The 24,268-nt window shown below is 49.5% G+C and carries 24 protein-coding genes; 10 read left to right on the top strand and 14 right to left on the bottom strand.

Annotation, left to right across the window (positions count from 1 at the left end; translation table 11 throughout):
* A complete protein-coding gene (locus GWC95_RS08905; RefSeq protein ID WP_161818354.1) occupies positions 1–546 on the bottom strand; it encodes a DUF1599 domain-containing protein in 546 nt (181 codons plus the stop codon).
* Between the two features lie 69 nt (positions 547–615).
* On the opposite strand from GWC95_RS08905, the gene folP reads away from it, so the two are divergent.
* Positions 616–1,440, top strand: a complete 825-nt coding sequence (gene folP / locus GWC95_RS08900; protein WP_161818353.1) for a dihydropteroate synthase — start codon at positions 616–618, stop codon at positions 1,438–1,440.
* A 111-nt stretch (positions 1,441–1,551) separates the two neighbouring features.
* Here the strand turns inward: folP and GWC95_RS08895 are convergent, their stop codons facing one another.
* Both GWC95_RS08895 and GWC95_RS08890 read right to left on the bottom strand, forming a co-directional pair.
* Positions 1,552–2,481 carry an FKBP-type peptidyl-prolyl cis-trans isomerase gene (locus GWC95_RS08895; protein ID WP_161818352.1) on the bottom strand — a complete coding sequence of 310 codons (930 nt, stop codon included), beginning with the start codon at positions 2,479–2,481 and terminating at the stop codon, positions 1,552–1,554.
* 9 nt (positions 2,482–2,490) lie between these two features.
* On the bottom strand, positions 2,491–3,498 hold the full coding sequence (locus GWC95_RS08890; RefSeq protein ID WP_161818351.1) for a DHH family phosphoesterase: 1,008 nt from the start codon (positions 3,496–3,498) through the stop codon (positions 2,491–2,493).
* Positions 3,499–3,632: 134 nt separating this feature from the next.
* On the opposite strand from GWC95_RS08890, the gene GWC95_RS08885 reads away from it, so the two are divergent.
* Positions 3,633–4,049 (top strand): nucleoside-diphosphate kinase, encoded by a 417-nt coding sequence (locus tag GWC95_RS08885; protein WP_161818350.1) that lies wholly within the window; start codon positions 3,633–3,635, stop codon positions 4,047–4,049.
* 90 nt (positions 4,050–4,139) lie between these two features.
* On the opposite strand, the gene GWC95_RS08880 is transcribed toward GWC95_RS08885, so the two are convergent.
* Positions 4,140–4,568: a DUF1573 domain-containing protein gene (locus GWC95_RS08880; RefSeq protein ID WP_161818349.1), complete on the bottom strand. Its 429-nt coding sequence runs from the start codon at positions 4,566–4,568 to the stop codon at positions 4,140–4,142.
* Positions 4,569–4,783: 215 nt separating this feature from the next.
* Between GWC95_RS08880 and GWC95_RS08875 the strand changes: the two genes are divergently transcribed.
* The gene (locus GWC95_RS08875; protein ID WP_161818348.1) at positions 4,784–6,049 is read left to right on the top strand and encodes a T9SS type A sorting domain-containing protein; all 1,266 of its coding nucleotides are present in this window, start codon (positions 4,784–4,786) and stop codon (positions 6,047–6,049) included.
* A 91-nt stretch (positions 6,050–6,140) separates the two neighbouring features.
* On the opposite strand, the gene GWC95_RS08870 is transcribed toward GWC95_RS08875, so the two are convergent.
* Positions 6,141–6,752: a C40 family peptidase gene (locus GWC95_RS08870; protein ID WP_161818347.1), complete on the bottom strand. Its 612-nt coding sequence runs from the start codon at positions 6,750–6,752 to the stop codon at positions 6,141–6,143.
* A 256-nt stretch (positions 6,753–7,008) separates the two neighbouring features.
* On the opposite strand from GWC95_RS08870, the gene GWC95_RS08865 reads away from it, so the two are divergent.
* Together GWC95_RS08865 and GWC95_RS08860 are read left to right on the top strand one after the other, a co-directional pair.
* Positions 7,009–8,118 carry a formylglycine-generating enzyme family protein gene (locus tag GWC95_RS08865; protein WP_317164112.1) on the top strand — a complete coding sequence of 370 codons (1,110 nt, stop codon included), beginning with the start codon at positions 7,009–7,011 and terminating at the stop codon, positions 8,116–8,118.
* Between the two features lie 95 nt (positions 8,119–8,213).
* Positions 8,214–9,569, top strand: coding sequence for a Gfo/Idh/MocA family protein (locus GWC95_RS08860; protein ID WP_161818346.1), 1,356 nt, complete (start codon positions 8,214–8,216; stop codon positions 9,567–9,569).
* Between the two features lie 37 nt (positions 9,570–9,606).
* Here GWC95_RS08860 and GWC95_RS08855 read toward each other — a convergent pair whose 3' ends face one another.
* Genes GWC95_RS08855 through GWC95_RS08845 form a run of 3 tightly spaced genes read right to left on the bottom strand, consistent with a single transcriptional unit; the run spans position 9,607 to position 12,884 of the window.
* Positions 9,607–10,992 (bottom strand): GH1 family beta-glucosidase, encoded by a 1,386-nt coding sequence (locus GWC95_RS08855; RefSeq protein WP_161818345.1) that lies wholly within the window; start codon positions 10,990–10,992, stop codon positions 9,607–9,609.
* The gene (locus tag GWC95_RS08850; protein ID WP_161818344.1) at positions 10,992–12,032 is read right to left on the bottom strand and encodes a glycosyltransferase family protein; all 1,041 of its coding nucleotides are present in this window, start codon (positions 12,030–12,032) and stop codon (positions 10,992–10,994) included. The genes GWC95_RS08855 and GWC95_RS08850 overlap by 1 nt, the downstream gene beginning before the upstream one ends.
* A gap of 12 nt (positions 12,033–12,044) precedes the next feature.
* On the bottom strand, positions 12,045–12,884 hold the full coding sequence (locus tag GWC95_RS08845; protein WP_161818343.1) for a UDP-2,3-diacylglucosamine diphosphatase: 840 nt from the start codon (positions 12,882–12,884) through the stop codon (positions 12,045–12,047).
* A gap of 201 nt (positions 12,885–13,085) precedes the next feature.
* On the opposite strand from GWC95_RS08845, the gene GWC95_RS08840 reads away from it, so the two are divergent.
* Positions 13,086–13,811, top strand: coding sequence for a DUF4397 domain-containing protein (locus GWC95_RS08840; protein WP_161818342.1), 726 nt, complete (start codon positions 13,086–13,088; stop codon positions 13,809–13,811).
* Positions 13,812–13,888: 77 nt separating this feature from the next.
* Here GWC95_RS08840 and GWC95_RS08835 read toward each other — a convergent pair whose 3' ends face one another.
* The 3 genes from GWC95_RS08835 to GWC95_RS08825 all read right to left on the bottom strand — a co-directional run bounded on the left by GWC95_RS08835 (position 13,889) and on the right by GWC95_RS08825 (position 15,855).
* The gene (locus GWC95_RS08835) at positions 13,889–14,899 is read right to left on the bottom strand and encodes an LLM class flavin-dependent oxidoreductase (protein WP_161818341.1); all 1,011 of its coding nucleotides are present in this window, start codon (positions 14,897–14,899) and stop codon (positions 13,889–13,891) included.
* 129 nt (positions 14,900–15,028) lie between these two features.
* Positions 15,029–15,400: a hypothetical protein gene (locus GWC95_RS08830; RefSeq protein WP_161818340.1), complete on the bottom strand. Its 372-nt coding sequence runs from the start codon at positions 15,398–15,400 to the stop codon at positions 15,029–15,031.
* A gap of 59 nt (positions 15,401–15,459) precedes the next feature.
* Entirely contained in the window at positions 15,460–15,855 is a 396-nt protein-coding gene (locus GWC95_RS08825) for a hypothetical protein (RefSeq protein ID WP_161818339.1), read from the bottom strand.
* Between the two features lie 129 nt (positions 15,856–15,984).
* Here GWC95_RS08825 and GWC95_RS08820 point away from each other — a divergent pair, with 129 nt between their 5' ends.
* Positions 15,985–17,001, top strand: coding sequence for a sugar phosphate isomerase/epimerase family protein (locus GWC95_RS08820; RefSeq protein ID WP_161818338.1), 1,017 nt, complete (start codon positions 15,985–15,987; stop codon positions 16,999–17,001).
* A gap of 76 nt (positions 17,002–17,077) precedes the next feature.
* Positions 17,078–18,160, top strand: a complete 1,083-nt coding sequence (locus GWC95_RS08815) for an acyltransferase family protein (protein ID WP_237722115.1) — start codon at positions 17,078–17,080, stop codon at positions 18,158–18,160.
* A 12-nt stretch (positions 18,161–18,172) separates the two neighbouring features.
* Here the strand turns inward: GWC95_RS08815 and GWC95_RS08810 are convergent, their stop codons facing one another.
* Positions 18,173–19,135, bottom strand: a complete 963-nt coding sequence (locus GWC95_RS08810) for a GlxA family transcriptional regulator (RefSeq protein WP_161818337.1) — start codon at positions 19,133–19,135, stop codon at positions 18,173–18,175.
* Positions 19,136–19,292: 157 nt separating this feature from the next.
* Between GWC95_RS08810 and GWC95_RS08805 the strand changes: the two genes are divergently transcribed.
* Entirely contained in the window at positions 19,293–19,682 is a 390-nt protein-coding gene (locus GWC95_RS08805; protein WP_161818336.1) for an iron chaperone, read from the top strand.
* 37 nt (positions 19,683–19,719) lie between these two features.
* Positions 19,720–20,178: a VOC family protein gene (locus GWC95_RS08800; RefSeq protein WP_161818335.1), complete on the top strand. Its 459-nt coding sequence runs from the start codon at positions 19,720–19,722 to the stop codon at positions 20,176–20,178.
* Between the two features lie 58 nt (positions 20,179–20,236).
* On the opposite strand, the gene GWC95_RS08795 is transcribed toward GWC95_RS08800, so the two are convergent.
* Both GWC95_RS08795 and GWC95_RS08790 read right to left on the bottom strand, forming a co-directional pair.
* Positions 20,237–21,796, bottom strand: a complete 1,560-nt coding sequence (locus GWC95_RS08795; protein ID WP_161818334.1) for a serine hydrolase — start codon at positions 21,794–21,796, stop codon at positions 20,237–20,239.
* A 109-nt stretch (positions 21,797–21,905) separates the two neighbouring features.
* Positions 21,906–24,254, bottom strand: coding sequence for a M1 family metallopeptidase (locus tag GWC95_RS08790; protein WP_161818333.1), 2,349 nt, complete (start codon positions 24,252–24,254; stop codon positions 21,906–21,908).
* Between the last annotated feature and the right edge of the window lie 14 nt (positions 24,255–24,268).

Raw genomic sequence — 24,268 nt, 5'->3', positions numbered from 1 at the left:
TCAGTGTTTTCCTTCTTCAATTAATATGAGTGCAAAAACCGCGTAGTTGATGATGTCTACATAATTCGCATCGATGCCTTCGCTGATGAGTGTTTTCCCGTCGTTGCTGAGGATCTGTTTGATGCGCATCAGCTTCATCAGTATCAGGTCTGCAAAGCTTTCCTGGCTCATCTCGCGCCAGGCCTCGCCGTAGTCGTGGTTTTTGTCGAGCATGGTGTTTTTCGCCAGGTTAACCGCCCTGCCGTAGAGCTCATTTACTTTTTCTACGGGGATCTCTTCCACCATGGCCTGCCCGAGTTCCAGTTGCATCAGCCCGATCACAGCGTAGTTCAGGATGCCTTTGAATTCGGAAGGAATATCGTCGCCCACTTTCTGCGCCTGCAGGTCCTGGATGGTACGGATGCGCAACGCTTTGATGAAGATCTGGTCTACCACCGATATGGTGCGCAATACGCGCCAGGCCGTTCCGTAATCTTTTGTTTTTTTGAGGAAGATATCGCGGCCCTGTGCCACTGCCTGGTCGTATTGTACGTTTGTTTCAGCCATTTTAAAACACCGTGCTTTAATCCGTTTGGTAATATCTTTGAAGCGAATGCAAGATAACTGAATCCGTGTATGTTCACACTTAATTGTAAAGGAAGATTATTGACAATAGATGCGCCCGTGGTGATGGGCATCATCAATACGACACCGGATTCGTTCTACGGCAACAGCCGTGCAGAAACGACGGGCAATGTGCTGCAAACGGCAGAACGGATGCTGCGCCAGGGCGCTGCTATTCTTGATATCGGCGGACAGAGTACCCGCCCCGGCGCCGTGCAGTTACCGCCCCAGGAGGAAGCCACGCGCGTAACGGGCGCCATCAGCGCCATCAAAAAAGAGTTCCCGGAAAGTTTTGTTTCGATAGATACCTACCATGCAGCTGTAGCGATGCAGGCAGTAGAAGCAGGCGCCGATCTTGTGAACGACGTCAGCGGAGGCCGTTTCGATGACCAGATGCTCGCCACGGTGGCGCAGTTGCGCGTGCCTTATGTTTGCATGCACCTGAAGGGAACGCCGCAAACGATGCACAGCGATCCATCGTACCGGGATGTGACCGCCGAGGTCCTTGATTATTTCATCGAAAGGATCGATGCCTGTACCAAAGCCGGTATACACGACGTGATCATCGACCCGGGCTTCGGTTTCAGCAAGAACAGCACACATAATTTTCAGCTCCTCAAAGAGCTCGATGCATTCGCCATTCTCCGGAAGCCTTTGCTGCTGGGCATTTCAAGAAAATCGACCATTTACAGAACACTGGGCATCACCCCGGAGGAGGCGCTCAACGGAACCACCGTTCTCAATACCGCCGGCCTGCTCAAAGGCGCAAACATCCTTCGCGTGCATGATGTAAAGGAAGCAATGGAAGCGGTGCGGCTTACGAACTTTTTAAAGTAAAGCAGAAAGCGCTCAATTCCTTTGCAGGAAATGATTGACATACAAAAAGGCACCGGGAAAACCGGTGCCTTTTTTGAAATTAGTCCTTGCTCTTTTTATTTGCCTGTCTGATTATCTATTGGGAGCACCCTGCGGCATTACCGGGGCGGCCTGTGGGTTTGCGCTGGCTACGTCTACCACTTCAAAATCGAAGATGAGGTTTGCGTATTGCGGGATCACAGGCGGGCTGCCCATATCGCCATAACCTGCCATCGCAGGAATGAATACGCGACCCTTACCGCCTTTGCCAAAAAAGCGGAGCGCCTGGTCGAGGCCAGGAATTACGCTGTTGGGCGTGTTCACAGAACCAACATGCACCACCAGCAATGGCTTGCCCGGGGTGGCAGGATCCATGTTCGTGTCGAATGGCAAACCGTTTCCTTTCATCAAAGTTCCCTTGTAACGGACGCTTACCCATTTGCCGGTATCGGCCTTGCTGGTAACATCACCCGCATTTTGTACTTCTACCAGGGCGCCTGATTCGGTAGACTGTGTTTTGATGTTTTTGGAAGCTGTGTAAGCGGCCACATCTTTCTTTTCCCTTGCGAGTTCGGTTTCGATCTCCTTGTTGCGGTCGGCAATGGCTTCTTCCTGTGTATTGTAAGCTTTGAGGAACTCAACACGGCCCTTGATCATATCTCTCGGGTGGAATATTTCATTGTACTGGAGCATGCCCAGTTTCTGCAGTGTATCCACGCTCATGGTAAAATCGATCTTGTCGCCGATGGCGCATTGCAGGATCAGTTCCGTAAAGTTGTGTTTCGACGGGCGCGAGGTATCGATCAGCATGAACGCAGGCACGTGCGCGAAAGAAGAACTGAACACAGAATCTTTTGGCGGCACCTTGTACTCGATATGGTATTTGATAAACATACCATTCTTCATCTTCACTTTACCATCGCCCTTCGTGATCTTATACGCAAGACCGGACGGTGTTTTTTTATACTGGTTACAGCTTGTAAACAGTACGATCGCTAAAAAAAGCGTGACAATTGTTCTCATCGTTTGATTTTATTGTAATTGACTCTGGTACCCTTTGATTATTTCTTTGAATTGTTTCACATTTTCTTCCAGGCTGTCGTAACTGCCGCCGCCGGCTGCGTTCACATGCCCGCCGCCATTGAAATGTTTGCGTGCAAACGTATTCACATCAAACGAGCCCTTGCTGCGGAAGCTCCATTTGCGTTCGCCATCCCTGTCGATCACCAGTGCCCCGAATTTGATGCCCTGTATCGTGAGCAGGTAATTCACCAAACCCTCCGTATCGCCCGTTTTGATGTTGAAGCGCTGGAGATCGGCCCGTGTAATATACATCAATGCGGTATTGTATTCGTACAGCACCTCCATCCTGTTCACCAAAGCATGGCCTATGAAACGCAGGCGGTTCTCAAGAAAATTATCGTAAACCTGGTCGTGCACCCGCGTATGTGTAAGGCCAATGTCTTTCAGGTGGGCGATCATCCTGTGTACCGATGCGGTGGTTGCAGGAAAACGGAAAGAGCCGGTATCCGTCATAACGCCGGTATACAAACACTCCGCAATGTCTGGATTGAGTTTGTCGGCATGCCCCGATCCAACAATAAAATCGTACACCATTTCGCAGGTGGAACTTTTGGCGGTATTGCTTACGCCATAGGTAAACGCTTCTTCCTGCGGCTGTTCGTGGTGATCGATGAGGATCTTGGTACACTGCGCCTGCAGCAGGGGCTGCTCCATGTGTTTGGTGCGGTGGAGCACATTGAAATCGAGGCAGAAGATCATATCCGCCGCATTGATGATGCCGATCGATTTTTCTTTCTGCTGTTCAAAATCGATCACTTTGTCCACACCGGGCATCCAGTCGAGAAAATTGGCCCAGTTGGTGGGTGAGATAACGGTTGCCTCATGCCCCAGCGCCACCAGGAAATGATAGAGGCCCAGCGCCGACCCCATTGCATCGCCATCGGGTTTCTGGTGCATGGTAACGACCGCTTTGGCGGGGGTGTTGAGCTGGGGGTAAAAAAGTTCTACTGGCTGCATACGGTGGCGGCAAAATTGCGGTTTCCACGCTATTCTATCAAATCAATTTGTAACCGTTTAACAAAAAACGCTGTTGATAATCTCCGAAACGGCCCCCGAATGCTTACTTTTGCCGCGAAATTTTATAAAACTTTATGAGCAACAGAACATTTACCATGATCAAACCGGACGCTACCAGGAAAGGCGATACCGGCGCTATCCTGAACCATATCGTGAAGGCAGGATTTACCGTGAAAGCGATGAAATGGACAAAACTGACCGCCGAGCAGGCTGGTTTGTTTTACGAAATCCACAAGGAAAGGCCTTTTTACGGCGAACTGGTTGAATTCATGAGCAGCGGCCCTATCGTGGCAGCGATCCTCGAAAAAGAAAACGCAGTAGCTGATTTCCGCAAACTGATCGGCGCCACCAATCCTGCCCAGGCAGAAGAAGGCACCATCCGCAAATTATATGCAGCATCAGTAGGCGAAAACGCGGTTCACGGAAGCGACAGCGACGAGAACGCAGCAATTGAAGGAGATTTCTTCTTCTCTAAACTGGAAAGGTTTTAATCCGGGCCACAGCCCCACAACATAAAAAGCGATCACAACCGGTGTTGTGATCGCTTTTCTTTTGTCAGGCGACTGCAAACGATGGGCTCCTTATCTCCGCTGTATATTCGTTGTTGTGGAATCTGCCACCGCAACGCCATGAAATTTCGCCTGTTTCACCAGGCTGCCGTCGTTAAACAGGATATCTACCGTTCGTTCAAACTGGCCCACCGCATCGCCGTTAAATCCGAGGGTGATAAAAGTGGACCTGCCAGGCAATATCTTTTCGTTTGCGCGGTATTTGGGAGTGGTGCAACCGCAGCCTGCTTTTACTTCTTTGAGAACAAGGGTGTCTTTACCGGTGTTTTTGATGGTCACGTTGTACTCTACCGGTTTGTGCGACGGGATGCGGCCGAAATCGTAATTGATGTTGGTAAAACCGGCGATCTTATCAATATCATTCACCGGTGCAACCGTGGTCTGCGACCGGGCAGAGAGTGCAAAAAAACAGGCGGTGAGCACAACAAAAAGCTTACGCATAGATTTTATTTTGAAACGGATCCGGCTTTCATCTACCAAAACAGCAGTGTTATCTACCGGCAGCCAATGTAAAACTAGTAAAAGATCTGTGGATTTATTTTCTGTTGAAAATACCACAGAAACCATAATTTTATACCACCAATCTCCGCTTTATTCCGAAACCCCTATTCCGGAATTCCAAAAAAACCAAAACTGTATTCAAACCCATACGAATTATGAAAGTTTTTACTACTGCTGCCTTGTGTTTTGCCGCCTGTGCCGCTTTTGCACAGCCTGTTTCCAAAAAGACATTTATCATCACCGCCAACACGGCCGCGCCATTGATGTACAACCGCGTTACCTCGGTAGACCTGGGCACCGGTAAAACCATTGATGACCTGTTCGACGCCGCATCTCCTAAAAAATATTCCATCCGCAACAACGGTTTCAAATCGTACGACAAAAGCGAGCTGAAAGACGGCGACAACCAGAGCCAGTCGCCCCTCGGCGGATCCGTTGCCGCGGCAGCATACGATGCCAGAAGCAACCGTCTTTTTTACATCCCGCTGCAACAATCGGAACTGAGGTACATGGATCTGAATGAACAGGGCCCATCCTTCACCTGCCTGCAGAACCAATCCATCAACCTGTTGCACGGCAAAGACGATGTTGCCAACCAGGTAACGCGTATGGCGATCGGCGCGGACGGATTTGGATATGCATTGACGAACGATGGCGAACACCTCATCAAGTTCACAACGCAGGGTACGCCGGTGATACAGGACCTGGGCGTATTGGTAGACAACCCGAAAAACCAGGTATTGGTACGCTCCAGCTGTACCTCATGGGGAGGCGATATGGTAGCGGCGGCAGATGGCAGCCTGTACCTTATTGCCTTGCACAACCATGTATTCAGGATCAGCCTGCCCAGCAAGAAAGTGGATTACATCGGGGCGATCAAAAACCTGCCCGAAGAATTCACTTCAAACGGCGCATCGGTTGATGAGAATGGAGACCTGCTGGTGAGCTGCGGGCAATCTTACGGAAAGAAGTTTTCGCCGATCTATAAAGTAAAAATGGCAACGCTCGAAGCCGTGCCGGTGAACTTCAATATACAGAACCTCGGCAATGTATCAGACATGGCCAGCAGCAACCTGCTGTTCCAGAAAACACCAACGGTGACGAAAAACCAGGTAGCGTTTACACAAACCGTGGAAGCAGAGGGGAACAATGTGCCGGAGATCAGCATCTTCCCTAACCCGATCGACCGCCGGGGAAGGTTCCAGGTAAAAACAACCAACATGAAAGAAAAAGGAGAATACAAAATGCTGTTGCTCGATGCAAACGGCAAAACCATTCTTGAAGGAAAACTAAGTGTTGGATTGAAAACAAACACCACCTCATTCACATTCCCCGCGCAGCATGCGAAAGGCGTTTATTTTGTGCAGGTGGCGGATGTATTTAACAGAACCGTTTATTCGCAGCAGTTGATCGTTGAATAACGTTCATTGCAAGTTGTTCAGATATGATATTAAAAGCGGTCGTAATTTTTACGATCGCTTTTTTCTTGGGTGAACGTCAGGCAACAGTTGATCAAAAGATCCTGCTGATCCTCACAAACCTTTTCCGGTACTGCTCGTTCAACGGGGTGATGGTTACCCCCATTGCCTTCCCGGAGGTAGAATGAATGAACGATAACCCGGATGTATTGTTGGAAACCACCAATCCCATGTGGCCGATATCCGTTTCCATGGGATTGGTACCGGTGAACAGGATAAGATCACCACGTTTTGCATCTGCCAGCGGCACCGTTCTTCCTACATTAAAAAAATCGATCGAAGAGCGCGGCACGCTGATGTTGAAATGGGTGAATACATACGTAATAAATCCCGAGCAATCAAAACCAACCGCCGGGTCGCTCGACGCCCATACATACGGTATCCCGATAAGCGTTTCTGCAAAGCGCACCAGCTCATCCGGTCTTGTGCTGCCGGTATGGATGGGTATGACAGAATCGGACGACAGCTTTTTAAATTGCGCCACGTTTGTATGCAATGCAGTATCGGCAGCAGGATCGTTTTCTATCGCAACCGCATTTTTGAAAAGTGTATCGGTTACCGGCGCCTGTGTTGCCGGCGATATCTCGCAGGAGAAGCAACACCCGTATGCACAAAACAAAAGGAGATATCGCGTGTTTTTTTTCATTCTTTCAAAGAAGGATAAAAAGTTATGCCACCTTGCGTATTTGGATGATGAAACAACTGTATCAGTCGAAAAAACCTGCTACCAGCAATTCCCGTTCGCCGGATACCGGCTGGGATCCGGATGGTGGGGAGGTTGGCCCCGCCCTCGTTTGTGCCGGATACCTGTTTGTGAAAAGTTTATTAACCGTTTACAAACGTTTGTGAAAAGGACATTGGCATGCACGGATTTTTTGTACCATTCCCAATACCTTTGAGAAGTGAGGCTGTCTATTTATCTTTCGTTGCTACCGGTTTGCAGCCTGCTGTTTTCCTGCAAAGAAAACGCAGGAGCAGAAGCTGCGAGGCATCCGGACTCTGTTCATGCCTGTATGCAGGTGCCTGCGCGTTTTCCGCAGAAAGACAGCAGTACACCCGTACTTTCCTCGGGCGATACTTCAACCGCAAACATGGTATTGATACCTGGCGGTACATTTGCCATGGGCGCAGACACCAACCAGGCCAATGCAGACGAATACCCGAAACACGAAGTAACGGTAAGCGCATTTTACATCGACCGGACAGAAGTAACGAATGCCGAGTTTGAGAAATTTGTAAGGGCCACAGGATACATCACCACCGCGGAAAGAAAGCCCGACTGGGAAGAGATGAAAAAAACGCTCCCACCAGGAACGCCAAGGCCGCCGGACAACCAGCTCGTGGCAGCCTCGCTGGTTTTTAAACAAACCCAGGGTGCAGTAGACCTGGATGATTACGGGCAGTGGTGGGCATGGGTGCCCGGAGCCGACTGGCGCCATCCCGAAGGACCGGGCAGCACGATCAAAGGAAAGGAAGACTATCCCGTTGTACAGGTAAGCTGGTTTGATGCCATGGCTTACTGCAAGTGGGCAGGCAAACAATTGCCCACCGAAGCGCAGTGGGAATTTGCTGCGCGCGGCGGGCTCATCAATACCATTTATCCATGGGGAAACGAACATGTAAACGCCGGTAAACCAAAAGCCAATACATGGGAAGGGAAGTTTCCGTACAGCAACGATAAGAAAGACGGTTACCTGGCGCTCGCACCGGTAAAAAAATTCGCCGCAAACGGCTATGGGTTGTATGATATGGCGGGCAATGTATGGGAATGGTGCAGCGATTGGTACGATGCAGCTTATTACAAGCGGGCAAACCGACACAGCATCGATCCCAAAGGGGCAGACAAAAGCAATGACCCCTCAGAGCCGATGATGCCGAAGCGGATCCTGCGTGGAGGTAGTTTCCTGTGTAACGACAGCTATTGCAGCGGCTACCGCGTATCGCGCAGGATGAGAAGCTCGCCCGATACAGGGCTGGAGCATACCGGGTTCAGGTGTGTGAAAAAAGTGTAACAGCCGGGCGCGGTACAAACTCCGGTTCGTAAAACCTGCGCCATCCGCTACAACAACGTTCGATTAATATTATCTTTCAAGACCAAAAACTGCATATGAACAGAAGAAACTTTGTTAAGAATACCAGCCTTACTGCAGCAGGTATTGCTGCTTTACCCATCACCAACCTGTTTGCAAAAAAAGCAGATGCCAAAGTAAAAATAGGCATCATTGGCGTTGGCCTGCGCGGGCAGAACCACCTCGATCTGCTGTTGCGCAGAAGCGATGTTGACCTGGTTGCCGTATGCGATACCAGTGAACGCATGCTTACATCAGCAAAAAACATCATCACAAAAAGCGGTAAAAAAATGCCGGAAATTTTTACCGGCGATGATTATGCATGGAAAAAAATGCTCGATAAACACCAGCTCGACGGCATCGTGATCGCAACACCATGGGAATGGCACAAGGAAATGATCATCGGCTCGCTCGATGCCGGTGTAAAATATGTTGGCAGCGAAGTAATGATCGGCATCACCCTCGAAGACCATTGGGATGTGGTGAAAGCTGCAGAAAAACACAAGGCGCATGTAATGATGCTCGAAAACGTTTGCTACCGCCGCGACGTAATGGCTGTATTGAATATGGTTCGGCAGGGATTGTTTGGCGAAATGATACACCTGCAGGGCGGGTACCAGCACGACCTTCGCGAGGTTAAATTCAACGATGGCGTAAATGCTTATGGGCATGGTGTAGAGTTTGGCGAGAAAGGTTTTTCTGAGGCGCACTGGAGAACCGAACATTCTGTGCACCGCAACGGGGATCTCTATCCTACACATGGCATCGGCCCCGTAGCACAGTACATCAACATCAACCACGGGAACCGTTTTCTTTCGTTGTGCTCCTTCTCATCAAAAGCAAGGGGACTGCACAACCACGTTGTAAAACAAGGCGGCGAGAGTCATCCCAATGCAAAAGTGAATTTCAAATTGGGAGATGTGGTTACCACATCGATCAACTGCGCAAATGGTGAAACGATCTTATTGCAGCACGACACCAATCTGCCTCGCCCCTATTCACTCGGCTTCCGTGTACAGGGAACAGAAGGTTTGTGGATGGATGTAAACAAAAGCATCTATATACAGGATAAATCCGCCAAAGCGCACCAGTGGGAAGATGCGAAACAATGGCTCGACAAATACGATCATCCCTTATGGGTTCGCTGGAGCAAAGAAACCGAAGGCGCCGGACATGGCGGGATGGATTTCTTTGTGATCCATGGTTTCATCGAATCCATCAAACACAAAACAACCACACCCATGGATGTGTACGACGCAGCTGCATGGAGCTCCATCACACCGCTGAGCGAGCGTTCCATTGAACTGGGAAACAAAACGGTTGAAGTCCCTGATTTTACCAGCGGGCAGTGGATGTACAAGAAACCGAAGTTCGCGTTAACGGATGCGTATTGATTCAGTTGCGGCAATGAGCTGTGTGCTGCGCGGTGTTTTAAGAGATGTATTCTGAAAAGCCCGGGCGCCGCAGCTCACAGCCTGCGGCCAGGAACTGCTGCCACCAATACCCTGATCTTTTCAACCTTCTCTCCTGCGTGGCATGGTCTACATGCACCAGCCCGAAACGCGGGTGATAACCTTCTGACCACTCAAAATTATCGGTGAGCGTCCATGCAAAATAGCCTTGCACGGGAACGCCTTCGTTCTTTGCCCTGAGCATGGCGGCAACATGTTTTTCGAAGTAAGCCTGCCGGTGAACATCGTCGATTGTGTCGCCCTCAACCACATCGTTAAAAGCCGCGCCGTTCTCTGTTACAATGATCTGTTTGATGTTCTTGTATTTTGCAAAACGTTTCAGCACGCGGTAAAAACTATCCGGGTTAATCTCCCACCCCATCGCTGTTGCCGGCACCTTTCTCGTTTTTGCTTTTACCTGCGCAGCCTGGATATGCGGTATGATGGAGCTGTGGCGAACCACCACGGGGAAATAACTTTGCAGGCCGATGAAATCAAAATCAAACTGTAGCCTGTCCTGAACACGCCATGTTTTGTTGCTGAAGTACAATTTTTCCATCATCGGGAACTTATCGTGTGATGGATAAGTGCCGGTGAACAGCGGTTCTATAAAAAGCCTGTTCATCAACAGATCGATCTTTGATGCGGCGAGCATGTCTTCTTCGCTTGCAGTGTAGGGCAATACTTCCGAACAGGAAAAACTGGTGCCAATGTTTGCATCGGTCACATAGGCACGTATGATCCTCCCACCCTCGGCCTGCGCCAGTGCCGCATGGTGCACCGCGGGCAGAAAATGGTACAGACCCGTTTTTCCCGGCGCATGTTTTCCCAGCATATAACCCAATGCGGTAAAGCTCATGGGCTCGTTCAGGATGATCCAGTTCTTCACCTTGTCGCCATACGCCTTTGCGCATACTTTTACAAATGCCGAGAACCACTCGATCACCAGCGAGGTTGTCCAGCCGCCTTTTTCTTCAAGCACATGCGGAAGGTCCCAGTGGTAGAGTGTAACAAAAGGGGTTAATCCTGCTGCAAGACAGGTATCGATCACATCGTGGTAAAACTGGATACCGCGCGGGTTGACGGTATCTTTTCCATCGGGCATGATGCGCGGCCAGGAAAGGGAAAAACGGAAAGCGGTAAAGCCCAGCGCTTTTGCGGTATTGATGTCTTCGCGGTAACGGTTGTAAAAATCGCAGGCAGCGGCAAGCGTGTGGCCCGACCTGATGGCGCCTTTTTTGTTTGCAAACACATCCCATATCGACGGGCCCTTCCCGTCAACATCCACTGCACCTTCGTTTTGAGCGGAAGCAATGGATACGCCCCAGTAAAAATCATCCCCAAAATCACTTCTCGCAAAATCCATTACATGGAAAAATTATACCCGGGTGAGTGAATGAGTTGTTTTTGGGCACGCATCATCGCGGCCTTTTCCATTACCGCTTCCACGATGCAGGCAGTGGAATGCTGTAACTGCAGGGTTTCCGGCCATGCGCCGCTTAACCATTGAGAGATCTTCGCTGGAAACCCTTCATCAATATGGCCAACAACGGGCACATTAAAATCGCTGATCGCGGCTGCATTGCAAAGCTGTTCGTACTGGCCCTGTATCGGAACACAGATCAGCTTCTTGCCGAGGTACAGTGTTTCAGCAGGGGTTTCAAAACCGGCGCCGGTGATCACACCGTAACTGCTGATCATGCTTTGTGTAAAACGCTCATTGTTAACAGGCATGAAAAGAATATTGTTTTTTCTTTCCACTTCTTTTTTCGTTTTGCTGAAAACATGAAACAACACGTCTTTCACCTGTGATAAATATTTTTCAACCACCGCATCAGCATAGTGAGAGAGATAAACGGTGATGTGCCCTTCATCCGTAACATCCGCCTGCAATATCTTTTCCTTGATCACAGGCGAAAAAATAAAATCGTCGTACTTTTTAAAATGCAGCCCGATATTGTGCCTCGATGAAGCGTAGTGTTTCAAAATAAACTCACCCGCCGGGTCCTTTTTCTTTGGCCGTGGGGTGTGCTGTGATTGAAAGCTTGCCTGGTGGCCGAAATGGATGAACGGCACATTCTTCAACTTACAGGCGAGTGAAGTGATCGATTCAAAATCATTCAATACAACATCGTATCTCTCAACAGGCAGATCCCTTGCTTCCCGCAGGATGCGGACAGGTGAAAATGCCTTGATCATTTTCCAGTAATCGAGCCCGCCACTGTTCCCGTAAAAAAGACTGAGCCCCTTACTTTTGTATCGTACGGGGAGTGAAGTATCAAGGCTGCTGTTGCTGCCGCTCAGGAAAACATCTACTTTGCCGTACCGTGAAAGAAAGGGCATCAACTCCGCAGCTCTTGCAATGTGGCCGTTTCCTGTTGCCTGTATTGAATATAGTATTTTCATAACGAGGAATGATCAGGCGATTAATGAATTGATGTACATATCGATCTCATCCGTTACTACTTCGAGCGGCGGCAGTTTTTTATCAAACTTTTCCTGGGTTTCAAAATTGCGCGCTTCGTATTGATAAATGTTCCATTCACCTTCGTTGTATTCGAGTGATGTGAGGTTTTCTATCCAGTCGCCGCTGTTCAGGTAAGTAACCGAACCCTCTTTTGTTTCAACTGTTCTTTTTTGTGGCTGGTGAATATGTCCGCAGATCACGTAATCATAACCTTTCGCGATGGCGAGTTCGGCGGCGGTCTGTTCAAAATTGCCGATCCACGAAACGGCCTGCTTCACACCGTTCTTGATCTTTTTACTGAGGCTCATTTTTTCGCGGCCAAAGAATTTCAGGAGGTGGTTGATCATCCTGTTGAGTACGATGAGCAGATCGTACCCATGCCCGCCCAGCTTCGCAAGAATTTTTGCGCTGCCTTTTGTTGTAGCATCGAAAACATCCCCGTGAAAGATCCATGTTTTTTTACCATTGATCTCGAGTACCACTTTATCTGCCAGTTGAAAATTGCCAAGCTGTATATCGCTGTACCGGCGCAGCATTTCATCGTGGTTGCCGGTGATGTAGATCACACGCGTTCCTTTGCCCATCAGGCTCATGATCTCCTTGATCACCTGCATGTGAGAAGTGGGAAAGTATCGTTTGGAGAACTGCCAGCCATCGATCACATCGCCATTCAGTACAAGCAGGCGGGGCTGGATGCTTTTCAGGTATTGAACGATCTCTTTTGCGTGGCAACCGTAAGTTCCAAGATGAAGATCGCTGATCACAACAACTTCAATGGGTCTTCTTTCCATGTTGAAAGGTTTTCCAAAGTTGCCACGGGTATGTTACTTCAATGTTAGGAGAAGATTATGCTAGTGTTAAGAAGGCGTGGTCTTAACAGTTTGTTGACGTATCTGTTAATATGTTCCTAAGTTGACACTACCTCTTCTTTCTGGCATCATTTTTTGTCCTGCTTAACCATTGATCAAGCAAAAAAGAAAGTGAGGATGAGTATGAAAAACATGTTTTCTTCCATGCGCATGGGTCTTGCTGCAGCAGGACTGGCGCTCTTGTTGTTTTCTTCGTGCCGTAAGAACGATAATGATAATGCCACGCAGCAGGTATCCGGCTTGATGGTCTTTAACCTTGTGGCCGATAAGGCCGCCGGTATCGGTGTTACGCTGAACAGCAACAGCATCAGCAATGTTCCTTATTCCTATGCGGGGTATTCGGGCGCATACCTTAGTGTGTACCCGGGATCGTATACGGTGCAGGCTTATGATGCAAACGGTAACCCGTCGCCCATCACCAGCACCAGCAACGGGTTTATGCCCAACAAATATTATTCGCTGTATGTAACGGGCGCGAACGGCGTTTACGGCAATGTGTTCAGTGAGGATAATTACGACAGCCTCTCTTCCACAAACGGACAGGCCTATATCCGGTACATCAATGCCATCCCCGATTCATCAGATCCCCGCGTAACCATCACCGCCGCCAATGGCACAATCGTTGCGAACAGCACGGCCAGCTACCAGGCGGTTTCTCAATTTACACAGGTGGCGCCCGGTCAGGTAACCATTGCGGTTAACAACGACAGCAATATCCAGTCAAACAGGACGATCACGCTCGAGGCACAAAAAGCTTATACCGTATTGCTGATCGGCATACCGGGAAGCACCGATGCGGCTAAGGCGGTGCAGATAAAATATGTAGAGAATGGAAAATTAACCCCGTGAAAAACCAGAAATAAAAAGTCAGGATCAGAAGAGAAGAAGCCTTTTTGGTTTCTTCTTTTTTTTGTTGGGAAGCGTTCTTATTTCGTATCAAACAACGAAGCGATCACACCCAGCGATTTTTTCTTTAACCCGGCATCATACAAGTGCGATGCAACCATGATCTCGTCTACCTGCGTATCATCCACAAACTTTTGCAGCGATGCGCTGATGGTTTCCCTGCTTCCTAAAAATGAGTAGGCGGTCATTTGTTCCACACCAAATTTTTCGCGTTCGGTCCAGATCTCGTCCATATTGTGTACCGGTGGCGGCAGCGGTTTCCGGTCGTTGCGGAACAGGCCGAGCGCAAGCTGGTAGAATGATGTGGCAAGGTGCCTGGCTTCATCGTCGGTATCGGCGGCGATCACGTTTACGCATGCCATTGCATACGGTGCCGGTAAAAATTCAGACGGTTTGAAATGGGATCGATAGGTCTTTAATGCATCGTGTAACTGTGCCGGCGCAAAGTGCGAGGCAAATGCAAAGGGCAACCCAAGCATGCCCGCCAGTTGCGCGCTGAACGTGCTTGAGCCCAACAGCCATACGGGCACATTGGTGTCTTGTCCGGGAACCGCTTTTACTTTAGCGTCGGCTTTCCGCGGGCCGAGGTAACCGAGCAGTTCAACTACATCGTTGGGAAACTGGTCAACGTCGCCGGTCATGTTCCTGCGCAGGGCATACGATGTAACGGGATCCGTTCCGGGCGCACGGCCAAGACCGAGGTCGATGCGGTTGGGGTATAAAGAAGCCAGCGTTCCAAACTGTTCAGCAATCACCAGCGGCGAATGATTGGGCAGCATCACGCCCCCCGACCCTACCCTGATCGTTTGGGTGCCTCCCGCAACATAGCCGATCAATACCGACGTGGCGGCAGACGCAACGCTTTCCATGTTGTGGTGCTCTGCAAACCAATAGCGCTTGTATCCCAACTGTTCGGCATGTTGCGCAAACAAAAGGCTGCGCTGAAAAGCAGGCGCGGCAGAGTCATCGCCCTGTATGATCGTAGCCAGGTCCAGTACCGAAACGGGGATGGCGTTTAATTTCTTACCCATGCATTGTATAACGCCACGGCAGGTAAAATGTTTAAAGATCAGGCAGTCACCGGGGGATTTGCGCCCTTGTATTATGACAACCGTGCCGGAACGTTTGAGAAACGGATAGAAACGTTTACCCTTATTCCACTACTCACTGCATCCCGTTACGATGTTGTTTTTCTCAACGGGTGTTGGCGTGTAGGCGAAGCAGGTTGCGCAGTTGCTGCCGGGTGTTGTAGTGATGGAAAAGCTGAATTCCTGTCCTTCCTGTATCGTTGCAGGAAAATCGCACAGGTTGCCAACTGTAAATACGTTTTCATATTGTTTACCGGATAAGGAGTCTGTCCATTGCCGGGCCATTACCACCGCATCCACCGGCCCGCTGAGCAGCTGAACCACCCGCTGCCCGCAAATGCCGCGTTTTACGAGTTTTCCCTTGAAACAGGTTGCCGAGGTTTGCTGGAGTTTGGGCGAACAGGCCATGCATGCGGCCAGTACCAGTATGATCGCGGTTTTCATAATTGTTTTTACAAAATACCCTAAAAAATCATACCGTAACCGTACAGGCGACCGGGGAATCAGAACTCTCGCGGAACCTGCAAAACGCCCAGGATGAGCACCGCGAAACACACGGGAATGATAAAGAAATGAGCGAACACAAACCCCGTTAACAAAATATGTATGGCCGTAAGAAAGGTAAGGAAGATCCCTTCTACGATAACCAGGTACCCGTAATTGCGGAAGTTCTTGACGATGGACACAATAACCAGCACGCTGAACAGGCCGATGAGGGAAAAAACGATCCATCCCAGTATGGCATAATTGGAAAAAACGGTGGCTTTGATGGTATCACGGGGATAAGGGTACAACAACGAATCGTCGCCTCCGTAATTGCTCATCCTGTATCCACGCAACAATCCCAGCAGGCTGGTTATGGATAATAAGCAGATCGAGATTGTCCGTAATCGTTGCATTGGCTGGCTAAATTTATCTAAAACTTAGGGAACCAACACATTTCTTTTCCTGAAAAATAAAAAGCGCCACCCGAAAAGCCGCAGAAATGTTTAGTTTAGAAGCTCCGATACGCACAAAAAAAACAGAGTATGTCCAACACCATCCACTCACATTCGCGAAGAAAATTTTTACAACAGGGTTCACTGGCATCGCTTGCCCTGTTTTGTGCCGGTAAGACCGGCTGGGCCAAAGATCCTTTTCCTGTTGCCGGCCCCGATTCAAAATTCAAAGGGGTACAGGTGGGCGTGATCACTTATTCGTTCCGCAGCATGCCGGGCAAGCCGGAGCAGTTGCTTCAATACTGCATCGATTCAAACATCAGCGCAGTAGAACTGATGGGCGATTCAATCGAAGACTACGCGGGCAAACCCGTAAACACTTTCAAAATGCCGCCAAGGGTAAACGGGCAGGCCCCGAAACTCACCGACGAACAGAAAGCCCAAATAGCCGCCTACCAGAGATCCGTTGCCGATTGGCGCACAAATACGGGTATGGAAAAATTTGAAGAAGTGCGAAAGATGTTTAACAAGGCGGGCATTACCATCTATGCTTTCAAACCCAATGCACTCAATCCCGGCAACACCGATGGCGAAATCGAATACGCACTCAAAGCTGCCAAAGCGCTCGGCGCCGCTTCTGTTACCCTGGAGCTTCCAACCGATCCTGCGCACTCAAAACGTCTCGGCACACTGGGAGAAAAACACAAAGTTTACATCGGCTACCATGCCCATACACAGGCCACCGATACGGCTTGGGATACGGCCCTTGCACAATCGCCATACAATTCAATGAACCTCGATTGCGGTCATTACATCGCTGCAGGTGGCAACAATACCAAAGAGAGCCTGCTGGCACTTATACAGGCCAAACACGATCGCATTACAAGCATGCACATCAAAGACAGGAAAACAAAAGACAACGGGGGGAATAATGTTGTATGGGGACAAGGCGATACACCCCTCAAAGAAATACTCACGTTGCTCAGGGAAAAAAAATACCGGATACCCGCAACCATCGAGCTGGAATATGAGATTCCCGCCGGCTCAAATGCGGTGGAAGAAACAAAGAAATGTGTTGCGTTTGCAAAACAGGCGTTGGAATCCTGAGTTTTCGTTCCGTCAGCGTTGCATTGCGCAGGTGCAATGCAATGATCAACCATTAAAAACAAATCCGTTTTTTACCTTGCAACGACTGCTGTCTCTCGATTTCATGCGCGGCCTCGTAATGGTGTTACTGGCCCTGGCGGGCGCAGGCTTGTTCGATCACCTGGTGAAGGCGTCGGAGGGCACTGCGCTATATGCATTTTTCATCCAGTTCGAACACCATCCATGGAACGGCCTGCGTTTCTGGGACATGGTGCAACCCGCATTCATGTTCATGGCCGGCGTTGCCATGGCCTATTCGCAGCACAAGCAGCAGGCACAAGGACTATCGTGGAACGCGTCGTTCAAAAAAACGCTCAAGCGCTGCGCCTGGCTTTTTTTCTGGGGCGTTCTCGATTATGCAGTAAGACGAACGGGGTTATCGTTCGAGCTGTGGGATGTGTTGACGCAGCTTTCGTTCACTACACTGGTTGCTTTCCTGATATTCCGGTGGAGCGTCACTGCGCAGGTTTTAGCATGCGCGGGTATTCTTTTGCTCACCGAGCTGTTGTACCGCTGTACAAATGTGCCGGGGTTTGACCAGCCTTTTACAGACCAGCATAATTTCGGGAACTATGTTGATCTTCTTTTGATGAACAAGATCAACAAAGGTGGATGGGTTGCCATCAATTGCATACCAACCGCCGTACATACCATTGCAGGCGCACTTACGGGAAAAATATTGATGCAGCGCAAACCGGGTAAACTGAAAATACTGCTTGTATGGGGAGCCCTCTGCATCGTGCTCGGGTATGGACTCGATCTCGCCGGCATCACCCCTGTCATCAAACGGATCGCCACCAGCTCCTTTACGATCGTTTCACTGGGATGGTGCCTGCTTGCGCTTTGTCTTTGTTATTGGTGGATCGATACCAGGTCGCACAAAAAGCACCTCATGTTTTTTACGGTGATAGGCATGAACTCGCTGTTCATCTACCTGTTCTTCGAGATAGTGGGGCACCGCTGGTTCAACGGCTACATCAGCGCGATATGCAATGGGTTGCTCGGTTTTGCGGGCACCCCGGTAATGATCAGCAACATCATTTCATCGCTATGTATCTTCGGACTGGAATGGGGCATCTGTTATTTCCTGTACCGGAAAAAGATCTTTTTTACGGTGTAATGCAGTTGACAATCACCTTATCTGGAATTTCTCCCTGTAATCGCTCGGCGTCATGCCCACGATCTTCCTGAACACTTTGCGGAATGCTTTGGGATCGTTGTAGCCGGTGTGATTGATCACATCAGACATTTGCCGGTTGCTTTGTTCCAGCATTTTTTTAGAGGCCTCGATCCTTACCTGCTGCAGGTATTCGATCGGTGCAATACCTGTTACCGATTTGAAACGGCGCAGCAGGTTTCGGCGGCTGGAAGGGATGTCTTTGATGATCTCTTCGAGGTTCTCGATCAAATGAAAATTGGTCTCGATCTTTTCCTGCACCAGCGCAACAAGCTCATCGTTGTGGCTGCGCGATGGGGTGAATGTGCTGAAATACGACTGGCTGTGCCTGTCCATATCGATCGCAAATATTTTTGAAATACGCACGGCCACCTCTTTCCCGCAGTGTTTCTGCACCAGGTGCAGGAGTAAATGAAACGATGATGTTGAGCCGCCGCTGGTATATATTTTCTGGTCCTCGGTAACCGTCTTATCAACGCGTAAAGTAATGTTTGGAAAAGCATTGGCAAATGCACGCACCGCGTCAACGTGTGTGGTGGCCACTTTTCCATCCAGCAATTTCGAAGCGCCAAGCAGGAAGGCCCCGGTGCAGAAACTGGCCACTTCTGCCCCGCCCTGGTATTGCCTGATGAGCCATGGAATAAAAGGCCCGTTGCGCTGCAGGGTAAGCTGCATATCCGGCGTTGCAAAAGATGGAATGAGGATCAGGTCGGGTTTAACATCTGCGTAGATCGATTCCATCGGGTAGCCATGAAAAGAGGTCTCCGCGCCCACTTCCGTTCCAAAAATCGTGATGCGGTAAAAGGCGCCTGCATTTTTTTCGATATGGATGCGGTTTACGGCTTCGAACACATCGAGTATCGCAGCAACACTGAGCAGGCGGTAATCCTTGGGGAGAATGATTCCTAAATGCAGCATAACGGGACATTTACCCTGCAAGTCTACTCATTTTGTCGCAAATACCCCCTAATGTTGACATGATCGGCACCTTTTTTTCAACGCACGCGTTGTAATTTTAAATTGTTGAAAACGGACGGCTGTCTTGAAGAAAAATCATTCATCAAAACCCGATGTTATGCAGAAAAACAAACCGGCTACCATTGATGACTACATCGCTTCCCAACCCGGTGATGCAGCGGAAGGGTTACAGCAGCTCCGCAGCATCATACAAAGTACTGCGCCCGCTGCAAAGGAAATGATCAGTTACGGAATGCCCGCATTTCAACTGCATGGCATGCTGGTAGGATTTGCAAACTGGAAGAACCACATCGGTTTTTATCCATGGAACAGCTCAACCGTAAAAGCGTTTGCCGAACAACTGCAAGATTACCAGACATCGAAGGGCGCGATACAGTTTCCGAAAAACAAAAAGCTTCCTGTATCACTCATCCGTAAGATTGTCAGGGCCAGGATCGCGGATAACATCGCGAAAGAGAAGTTGAAGAAGGAAAAAAAGAAAAAGTGATCACTAACCACAAAACTCAACTTATAAACCTTACACCATGCAAAAAATAACCCCTTTCCTTTGGTTCGATGGCAACGCAGAAGAGGCGATCGGTTTTTATACCTCTGTTTTTAAAGATGCCAGCGCCGGCAACATGCATCGACTGCCGGATGGCCAGGTGCTTACCGGCACGTTTCAACTGTACGGACAGGAATTCATGGTGCTGAACGGCGGGCCGATGTTCAAATTCACTCCTGCGATCTCCTTTTTTGTAAACTGCGAAACACAGGAAGAAGTAGACGATCTCTGGAGCAAATTGCTCGAAGGCGGCGGCACCGAGGAAAGATGCGGGTGGCTCAAAGACAGGTTCGGCCTCTCCTGGCAGATCATTCCCTCGGCGCTTGGGCGGCTGATGGGCGATCCGGACCGGCAGAAAGCAAAACGGGTAATGGATGCCATGCTTACGATGAACAAGATCAATGTACAGCAGTTGCAGGATGCTTACGACGGCAAATAATATTTTTTGCGAGAACAACGGCCGTCAACCCTTTGATGATGGCCGTTGTTTTCCATAACTATTTTTTCCTGAAATCCAGGTCCTGGAAATCAAAACTAAAATCCGTGAGCGGCGAGATCGCTTTCATTTTCATACCGGATGGTTTGCCATCGTTGTCTACGCTGAACATCACAAAAGCGTCGGCGTCCATACTCCTGTCTGTCCATTTTGCAATGAACGTGTTGCCTTTGTAAGGGAGCAATTCTCCTGACAGTTTGGGCGAGCGTTTGGATTGGAACCATGGCTTTCCATCTTTCATCGTAATGGAAACATCGCCAAACCACTGGTCGTTATAAGTGCCGAGGAAAGCCTGAATGTCTGCCTTGCCGTCGTTCTTTTTTTGCTGCTCCGCGATGTTCTTCCACACATCGTCGGTGATCTTTTTTGCATTGGCCTCATTGGCCGCAACCCGCTCCGATAACACCTTCACCCAATCCATTCCGGTAACGCCGATGTAACTGTCTTTGATCGTGTTTGAAACCGCTGTAAAAGCAGCCCCCTGCTGCTGGTTGGTAAATACAATGATGCCGAGCTGTAATTCGGGAAGAAGTAAAACCTGTGTAACAATACCCGCCAGTCCGCCGGTATGGCTCACCTGTTTGTATCCTTTCACATCCGCCAGGCCCCAGCCCAGCCCATAGGTTGCAAAATGCGTATTGTAAGGCGGTGAAGTGCGAACGGGCTGGATGGTTTGCGGCGACCACATTTCATCGTGTACCTTTTTGCTGAACAACTGTTTGTACGGGGCATCGCCGTACCTGCCATCGTTCATCTGCATGATGATCCATTTGCTCATATCAGTTACACTGCTCCAGATTCCGCCTGCGGCATTCGCGGTTTCGCTGAATACGCCATCGATCACTTCCAGCTTTCCATCAGCGGGCGCATGTGCATCAATGGCATTGGTTTTGTTTTTGATTCGGGAGAACGATGCCGCGCTTTCTTTCATTTCCAAAGGCTGCATCATGCGCTTCTCAATAAAATCTTCCCAACTCATTCCCGAAACTTTTGCGATGATCTCTCCTGCCACGATGTAAAGATTGTTGTCGTAATCGTATTTTGTGCGGAACGACGAAACAGGCTTCAAGTAACGCAGGTTGTGTATGATGTCTTCGCGTGTAAAATCACTACCGGCCGGGAACATCATCAGGTCGCCGGCCCCGAGGCCAAGACCGCTTCTGTGCGTGAGCAGGTCGCGGATGGTGAACTCGTCCGTTACATACGGATTGTACAATTTAAACGCGGGAATGTAATCCGTCACTTTATCATCCCATTTCAGTTTGCCCTCATCGATCAGCATACCCAATGCTGCCGTGGTAAATGCCTTGCTGTTAGAGGCAACACCAAACAGCGTGTGTTCATCCACTTTCTGCATCGTACGCAACGAGCGCACGCCGTAACCCTTTGCATGAACGATCTTTCCATCCTTCACCACCGCAACCGCAATGCCCGGCACATTGAAAGCCTTTAATGTACGCTCTACCAGCGAATCGATCTGTGTTGCGGAAAGTTGCGCGTGCGCAATTCCGTTTGCCAATAAAAGAAAGGCTGACAAAAAAGGAATGATGTACTTTCTCATAAAGCAGTATTGTTTTGAAAATAAAATAACCGTGCAACCCAGCTTCAAAGGATCCTTCATCCTCAATGCTGTGCGCTGACTTATCGCCATGCGTTTTGCCTTCTTCCACTTATGGATTTTTTTGTTTGGCTCGTTGCATGGCATTGGTTGGCGGGGCAACGGTTTGTCCCGCGCCCGGCCCCGTAAAGCCGGTGGTTGTTTGCCTGAACAACGAGAATTTTGTTGGCATTTCTTTTACCGGCCATTGGCCATTGGCTTCGTTAACATCCGCTGTTTCCCTGTTGGGATCCAGCTTTACCGAAGCAACTTCCTTGTCTTTGATAAATACTTTTGAAACCTTTTCTTCATTCAGCAACCAAACCGTAACGGGGATCTTGTCTACCTGTTTTGTTCCATCTTTGAATGTCCATTCAAGTATGATCGGCATTACCAACCCGCCTTTGTTTGAGAACTGCAGCTCATAAAAATATTTGTCTTTCCACTTCGCCAGGTTGTCTTTGTCTATATCGGCTTTGTATGCATCGTCTTTCTGTTTGTTTGCCTGTTCTATTGTATAGGCCGCATCTGCGCCGCGGTTGTAATAATAAAAATCGCGGAGCGTGGTATCTGCATCCACATAAAATTGGATGGACTTATCGTCTTTGTTGCGCAGGCGGTTGATGTCGTTGTATACGGCAACACCACCCGGTGTTGGCGTCAACGCATCGTCTACCTTAAACACTTTTACACTGTCTATTGCAATATCCACCGGGTCCGTTCCAAAGTACCATCCGCGCCAGAACCAGTCGAGATCCACACCCGTTGCATCTTCCAGCGTGCGGAAGAGATCGGCGGGTGTAGGGTGTTTGAAGGCCCACCGCTTTGCATATTCCTGGAAACCGAAATCGAAAAGCTCTCTGCCTAAAATGGTTTCGCGCAGGATGTTCAAACCCGTTGCCGCTTTTGCGTAGGCATTTGATCCCACTTTGCTAACGGCATCTCCTTTTGTCATGATCGGTTCCAGTTCATTCTTTGGCAACCGCATGTAATCCGTGATCAGGTGTGCCGGCCCGCGTGTGGATGGGTAATCGGCATCAAACTCGCGCTCGGTTAAGAACTGGCAGAATGTGTTCAGCCCTTCATCCATCCACCACCATTGGCGCTCATCGCTGTTCACGATCATGGGGAAGAAATTATGTCCCACTTCGTGGATGGTTACGCCGATGCAGGAATATTTTGCAGCTTCCGTGTAGCTGCCGTCTGGCGCTGCTCTCCCTGGGTTCATCGCCAGCATCGGGTATTCCATGCCGATGGCCGCCTCTACAGACTGCGCAACCGGGTATGGATACGGGATGGTGTATTTGGAATAGGTTTTGATCGTGTGCGCGGTTGCTTTGGTGGAGTATTTGCGGTAGATCGGGTAGGCTTCTTTTCCATAATAACTCATACACATTACCTTCTTTCCCTCAACAAATACGGGCATCGCATCCCAAACCAGGCGCCGGCTCGTGTTGAAAGCGACGTCGCGTACATTGTCGGCTTTAAAGATCCATGTCTTCTTTTCGCTGCTCTTTGTCTTTGATTTTTTAAGCGCTTCGTCCAGCGTTACAATCTCAACGATATCTTTCGCCGTTTGTGCAGACTGCCATCGTTCGTATTCTTTGGCCGTCATCATCTCTTTGTAATTCAGGCACTCGCCGGTTGCCGCCACCACGTGGTCTGCCGGTACTGTTATCTTCAGGTTGAAGTTGCCGAAGTTCAATGCAAACTCTGCGCCGCTGCGGAACTGGAGGTGTTGCCATCCCTTGAAATCGCTGTACACCGCCATTCTCGGGTAAAACTGCGCGATGGAATACAGGTTGTTGTCATCCTCCGCAAAATATTCATAGCCGCCGCGGCCGTAACGCGTTAATTTGTCCGGCACTTTGTAGTTCCAGTCGATCGTAAACACGAACTGCTGCCCCGGTTTCAATGCCTCCGGCAGATCAATGCGCATCATGGTTTTTACGATCGTATACTTCAGGGCTTTGCCCGCAGCATTTACAACACGTGTGAGGTTGATGCCATACCCATCCAGCCTTCTCCAGGGCTCCAGCGCATCGAGCTGCTGGTTGGTCATGCGGTCCTGCATTTTACCCGTGTTATCCCTGTTCACATCTGCCTGGGGATTGTGAAAGTTCTCATCGAGCTGCAGCCATACATAACTCAATACATCGGGAGAATTGTTGAAATAGGTGATCGTTTCCGTACCCGTGATCCTGTTATTCGGCTCATCCAGTTCTACGGCAATGTTGTAGTCGGCCCGCTGCTGCCAGTATTTCGGCCCGGGTGCGCCGCTGGCTGTTCTGTATTCGCTGGGCGACTGCAACAGGTAATCCAGTTCCTCAAAACGATTGGCATGATTGGAGCCCGGGTTGTGCGATTGCGCATGGAGAACGGAAATGGAAAGAGACAGGAGTACAAGCGTTATTAATCTCATAGAAAAGGTTTGTA

The sequence above is a fragment of the Sediminibacterium roseum genome (assembly GCF_009939005.1).
Lineage (GTDB): Bacteria > Bacteroidota > Bacteroidia > Chitinophagales > Chitinophagaceae > Sediminibacterium > Sediminibacterium roseum.
Note: the sequence above shows the minus strand (reverse complement) of the source record. Positions and strands in the feature narration are given on the sequence as shown.

Bases quoted from the DNA above. Each gene is read 5' to 3' on its own strand.
- GWC95_RS08905 (WP_161818354.1), bottom strand. From the start codon at position 546: ATGGCTGAAACAAACGTACAATACGACCAGGCAGTGGCACAGGGCCGC.
- folP (WP_161818353.1), top strand. From the start codon at position 616: ATGTTCACACTTAATTGTAAAGGAAGATTATTGACAATAGATGCGCCC.
- GWC95_RS08895 (WP_161818352.1), bottom strand. From the start codon at position 2,481: ATGAGAACAATTGTCACGCTTTTTTTAGCGATCGTACTGTTTACAAGC.
- GWC95_RS08890 (WP_161818351.1), bottom strand. From the start codon at position 3,498: ATGCAGCCAGTAGAACTTTTTTACCCCCAGCTCAACACCCCCGCCAAA.
- GWC95_RS08885 (WP_161818350.1), top strand. From the start codon at position 3,633: ATGAGCAACAGAACATTTACCATGATCAAACCGGACGCTACCAGGAAA.
- GWC95_RS08880 (WP_161818349.1), bottom strand. From the start codon at position 4,568: ATGCGTAAGCTTTTTGTTGTGCTCACCGCCTGTTTTTTTGCACTCTCT.
- GWC95_RS08875 (WP_161818348.1), top strand. From the start codon at position 4,784: ATGAAAGTTTTTACTACTGCTGCCTTGTGTTTTGCCGCCTGTGCCGCT.
- GWC95_RS08870 (WP_161818347.1), bottom strand. From the start codon at position 6,752: ATGAAAAAAAACACGCGATATCTCCTTTTGTTTTGTGCATACGGGTGT.
- GWC95_RS08860 (WP_161818346.1), top strand. From the start codon at position 8,214: ATGAACAGAAGAAACTTTGTTAAGAATACCAGCCTTACTGCAGCAGGT.
- GWC95_RS08855 (WP_161818345.1), bottom strand. From the start codon at position 10,992: ATGGATTTTGCGAGAAGTGATTTTGGGGATGATTTTTACTGGGGCGTA.
- GWC95_RS08850 (WP_161818344.1), bottom strand. From the start codon at position 12,032: ATGAAAATACTATATTCAATACAGGCAACAGGAAACGGCCACATTGCA.
- GWC95_RS08845 (WP_161818343.1), bottom strand. From the start codon at position 12,884: ATGGAAAGAAGACCCATTGAAGTTGTTGTGATCAGCGATCTTCATCTT.
- GWC95_RS08840 (WP_161818342.1), top strand. From the start codon at position 13,086: ATGAAAAACATGTTTTCTTCCATGCGCATGGGTCTTGCTGCAGCAGGA.
- GWC95_RS08835 (WP_161818341.1), bottom strand. From the start codon at position 14,899: ATGGGTAAGAAATTAAACGCCATCCCCGTTTCGGTACTGGACCTGGCT.
- GWC95_RS08830 (WP_161818340.1), bottom strand. From the start codon at position 15,400: ATGAAAACCGCGATCATACTGGTACTGGCCGCATGCATGGCCTGTTCG.
- GWC95_RS08825 (WP_161818339.1), bottom strand. From the start codon at position 15,855: ATGCAACGATTACGGACAATCTCGATCTGCTTATTATCCATAACCAGC.
- GWC95_RS08820 (WP_161818338.1), top strand. From the start codon at position 15,985: ATGTCCAACACCATCCACTCACATTCGCGAAGAAAATTTTTACAACAG.
- GWC95_RS08810 (WP_161818337.1), bottom strand. From the start codon at position 19,135: ATGCTGCATTTAGGAATCATTCTCCCCAAGGATTACCGCCTGCTCAGT.
- GWC95_RS08805 (WP_161818336.1), top strand. From the start codon at position 19,293: ATGCAGAAAAACAAACCGGCTACCATTGATGACTACATCGCTTCCCAA.
- GWC95_RS08800 (WP_161818335.1), top strand. From the start codon at position 19,720: ATGCAAAAAATAACCCCTTTCCTTTGGTTCGATGGCAACGCAGAAGAG.
- GWC95_RS08795 (WP_161818334.1), bottom strand. From the start codon at position 21,796: ATGAGAAAGTACATCATTCCTTTTTTGTCAGCCTTTCTTTTATTGGCA.
- GWC95_RS08790 (WP_161818333.1), bottom strand. From the start codon at position 24,254: ATGAGATTAATAACGCTTGTACTCCTGTCTCTTTCCATTTCCGTTCTC.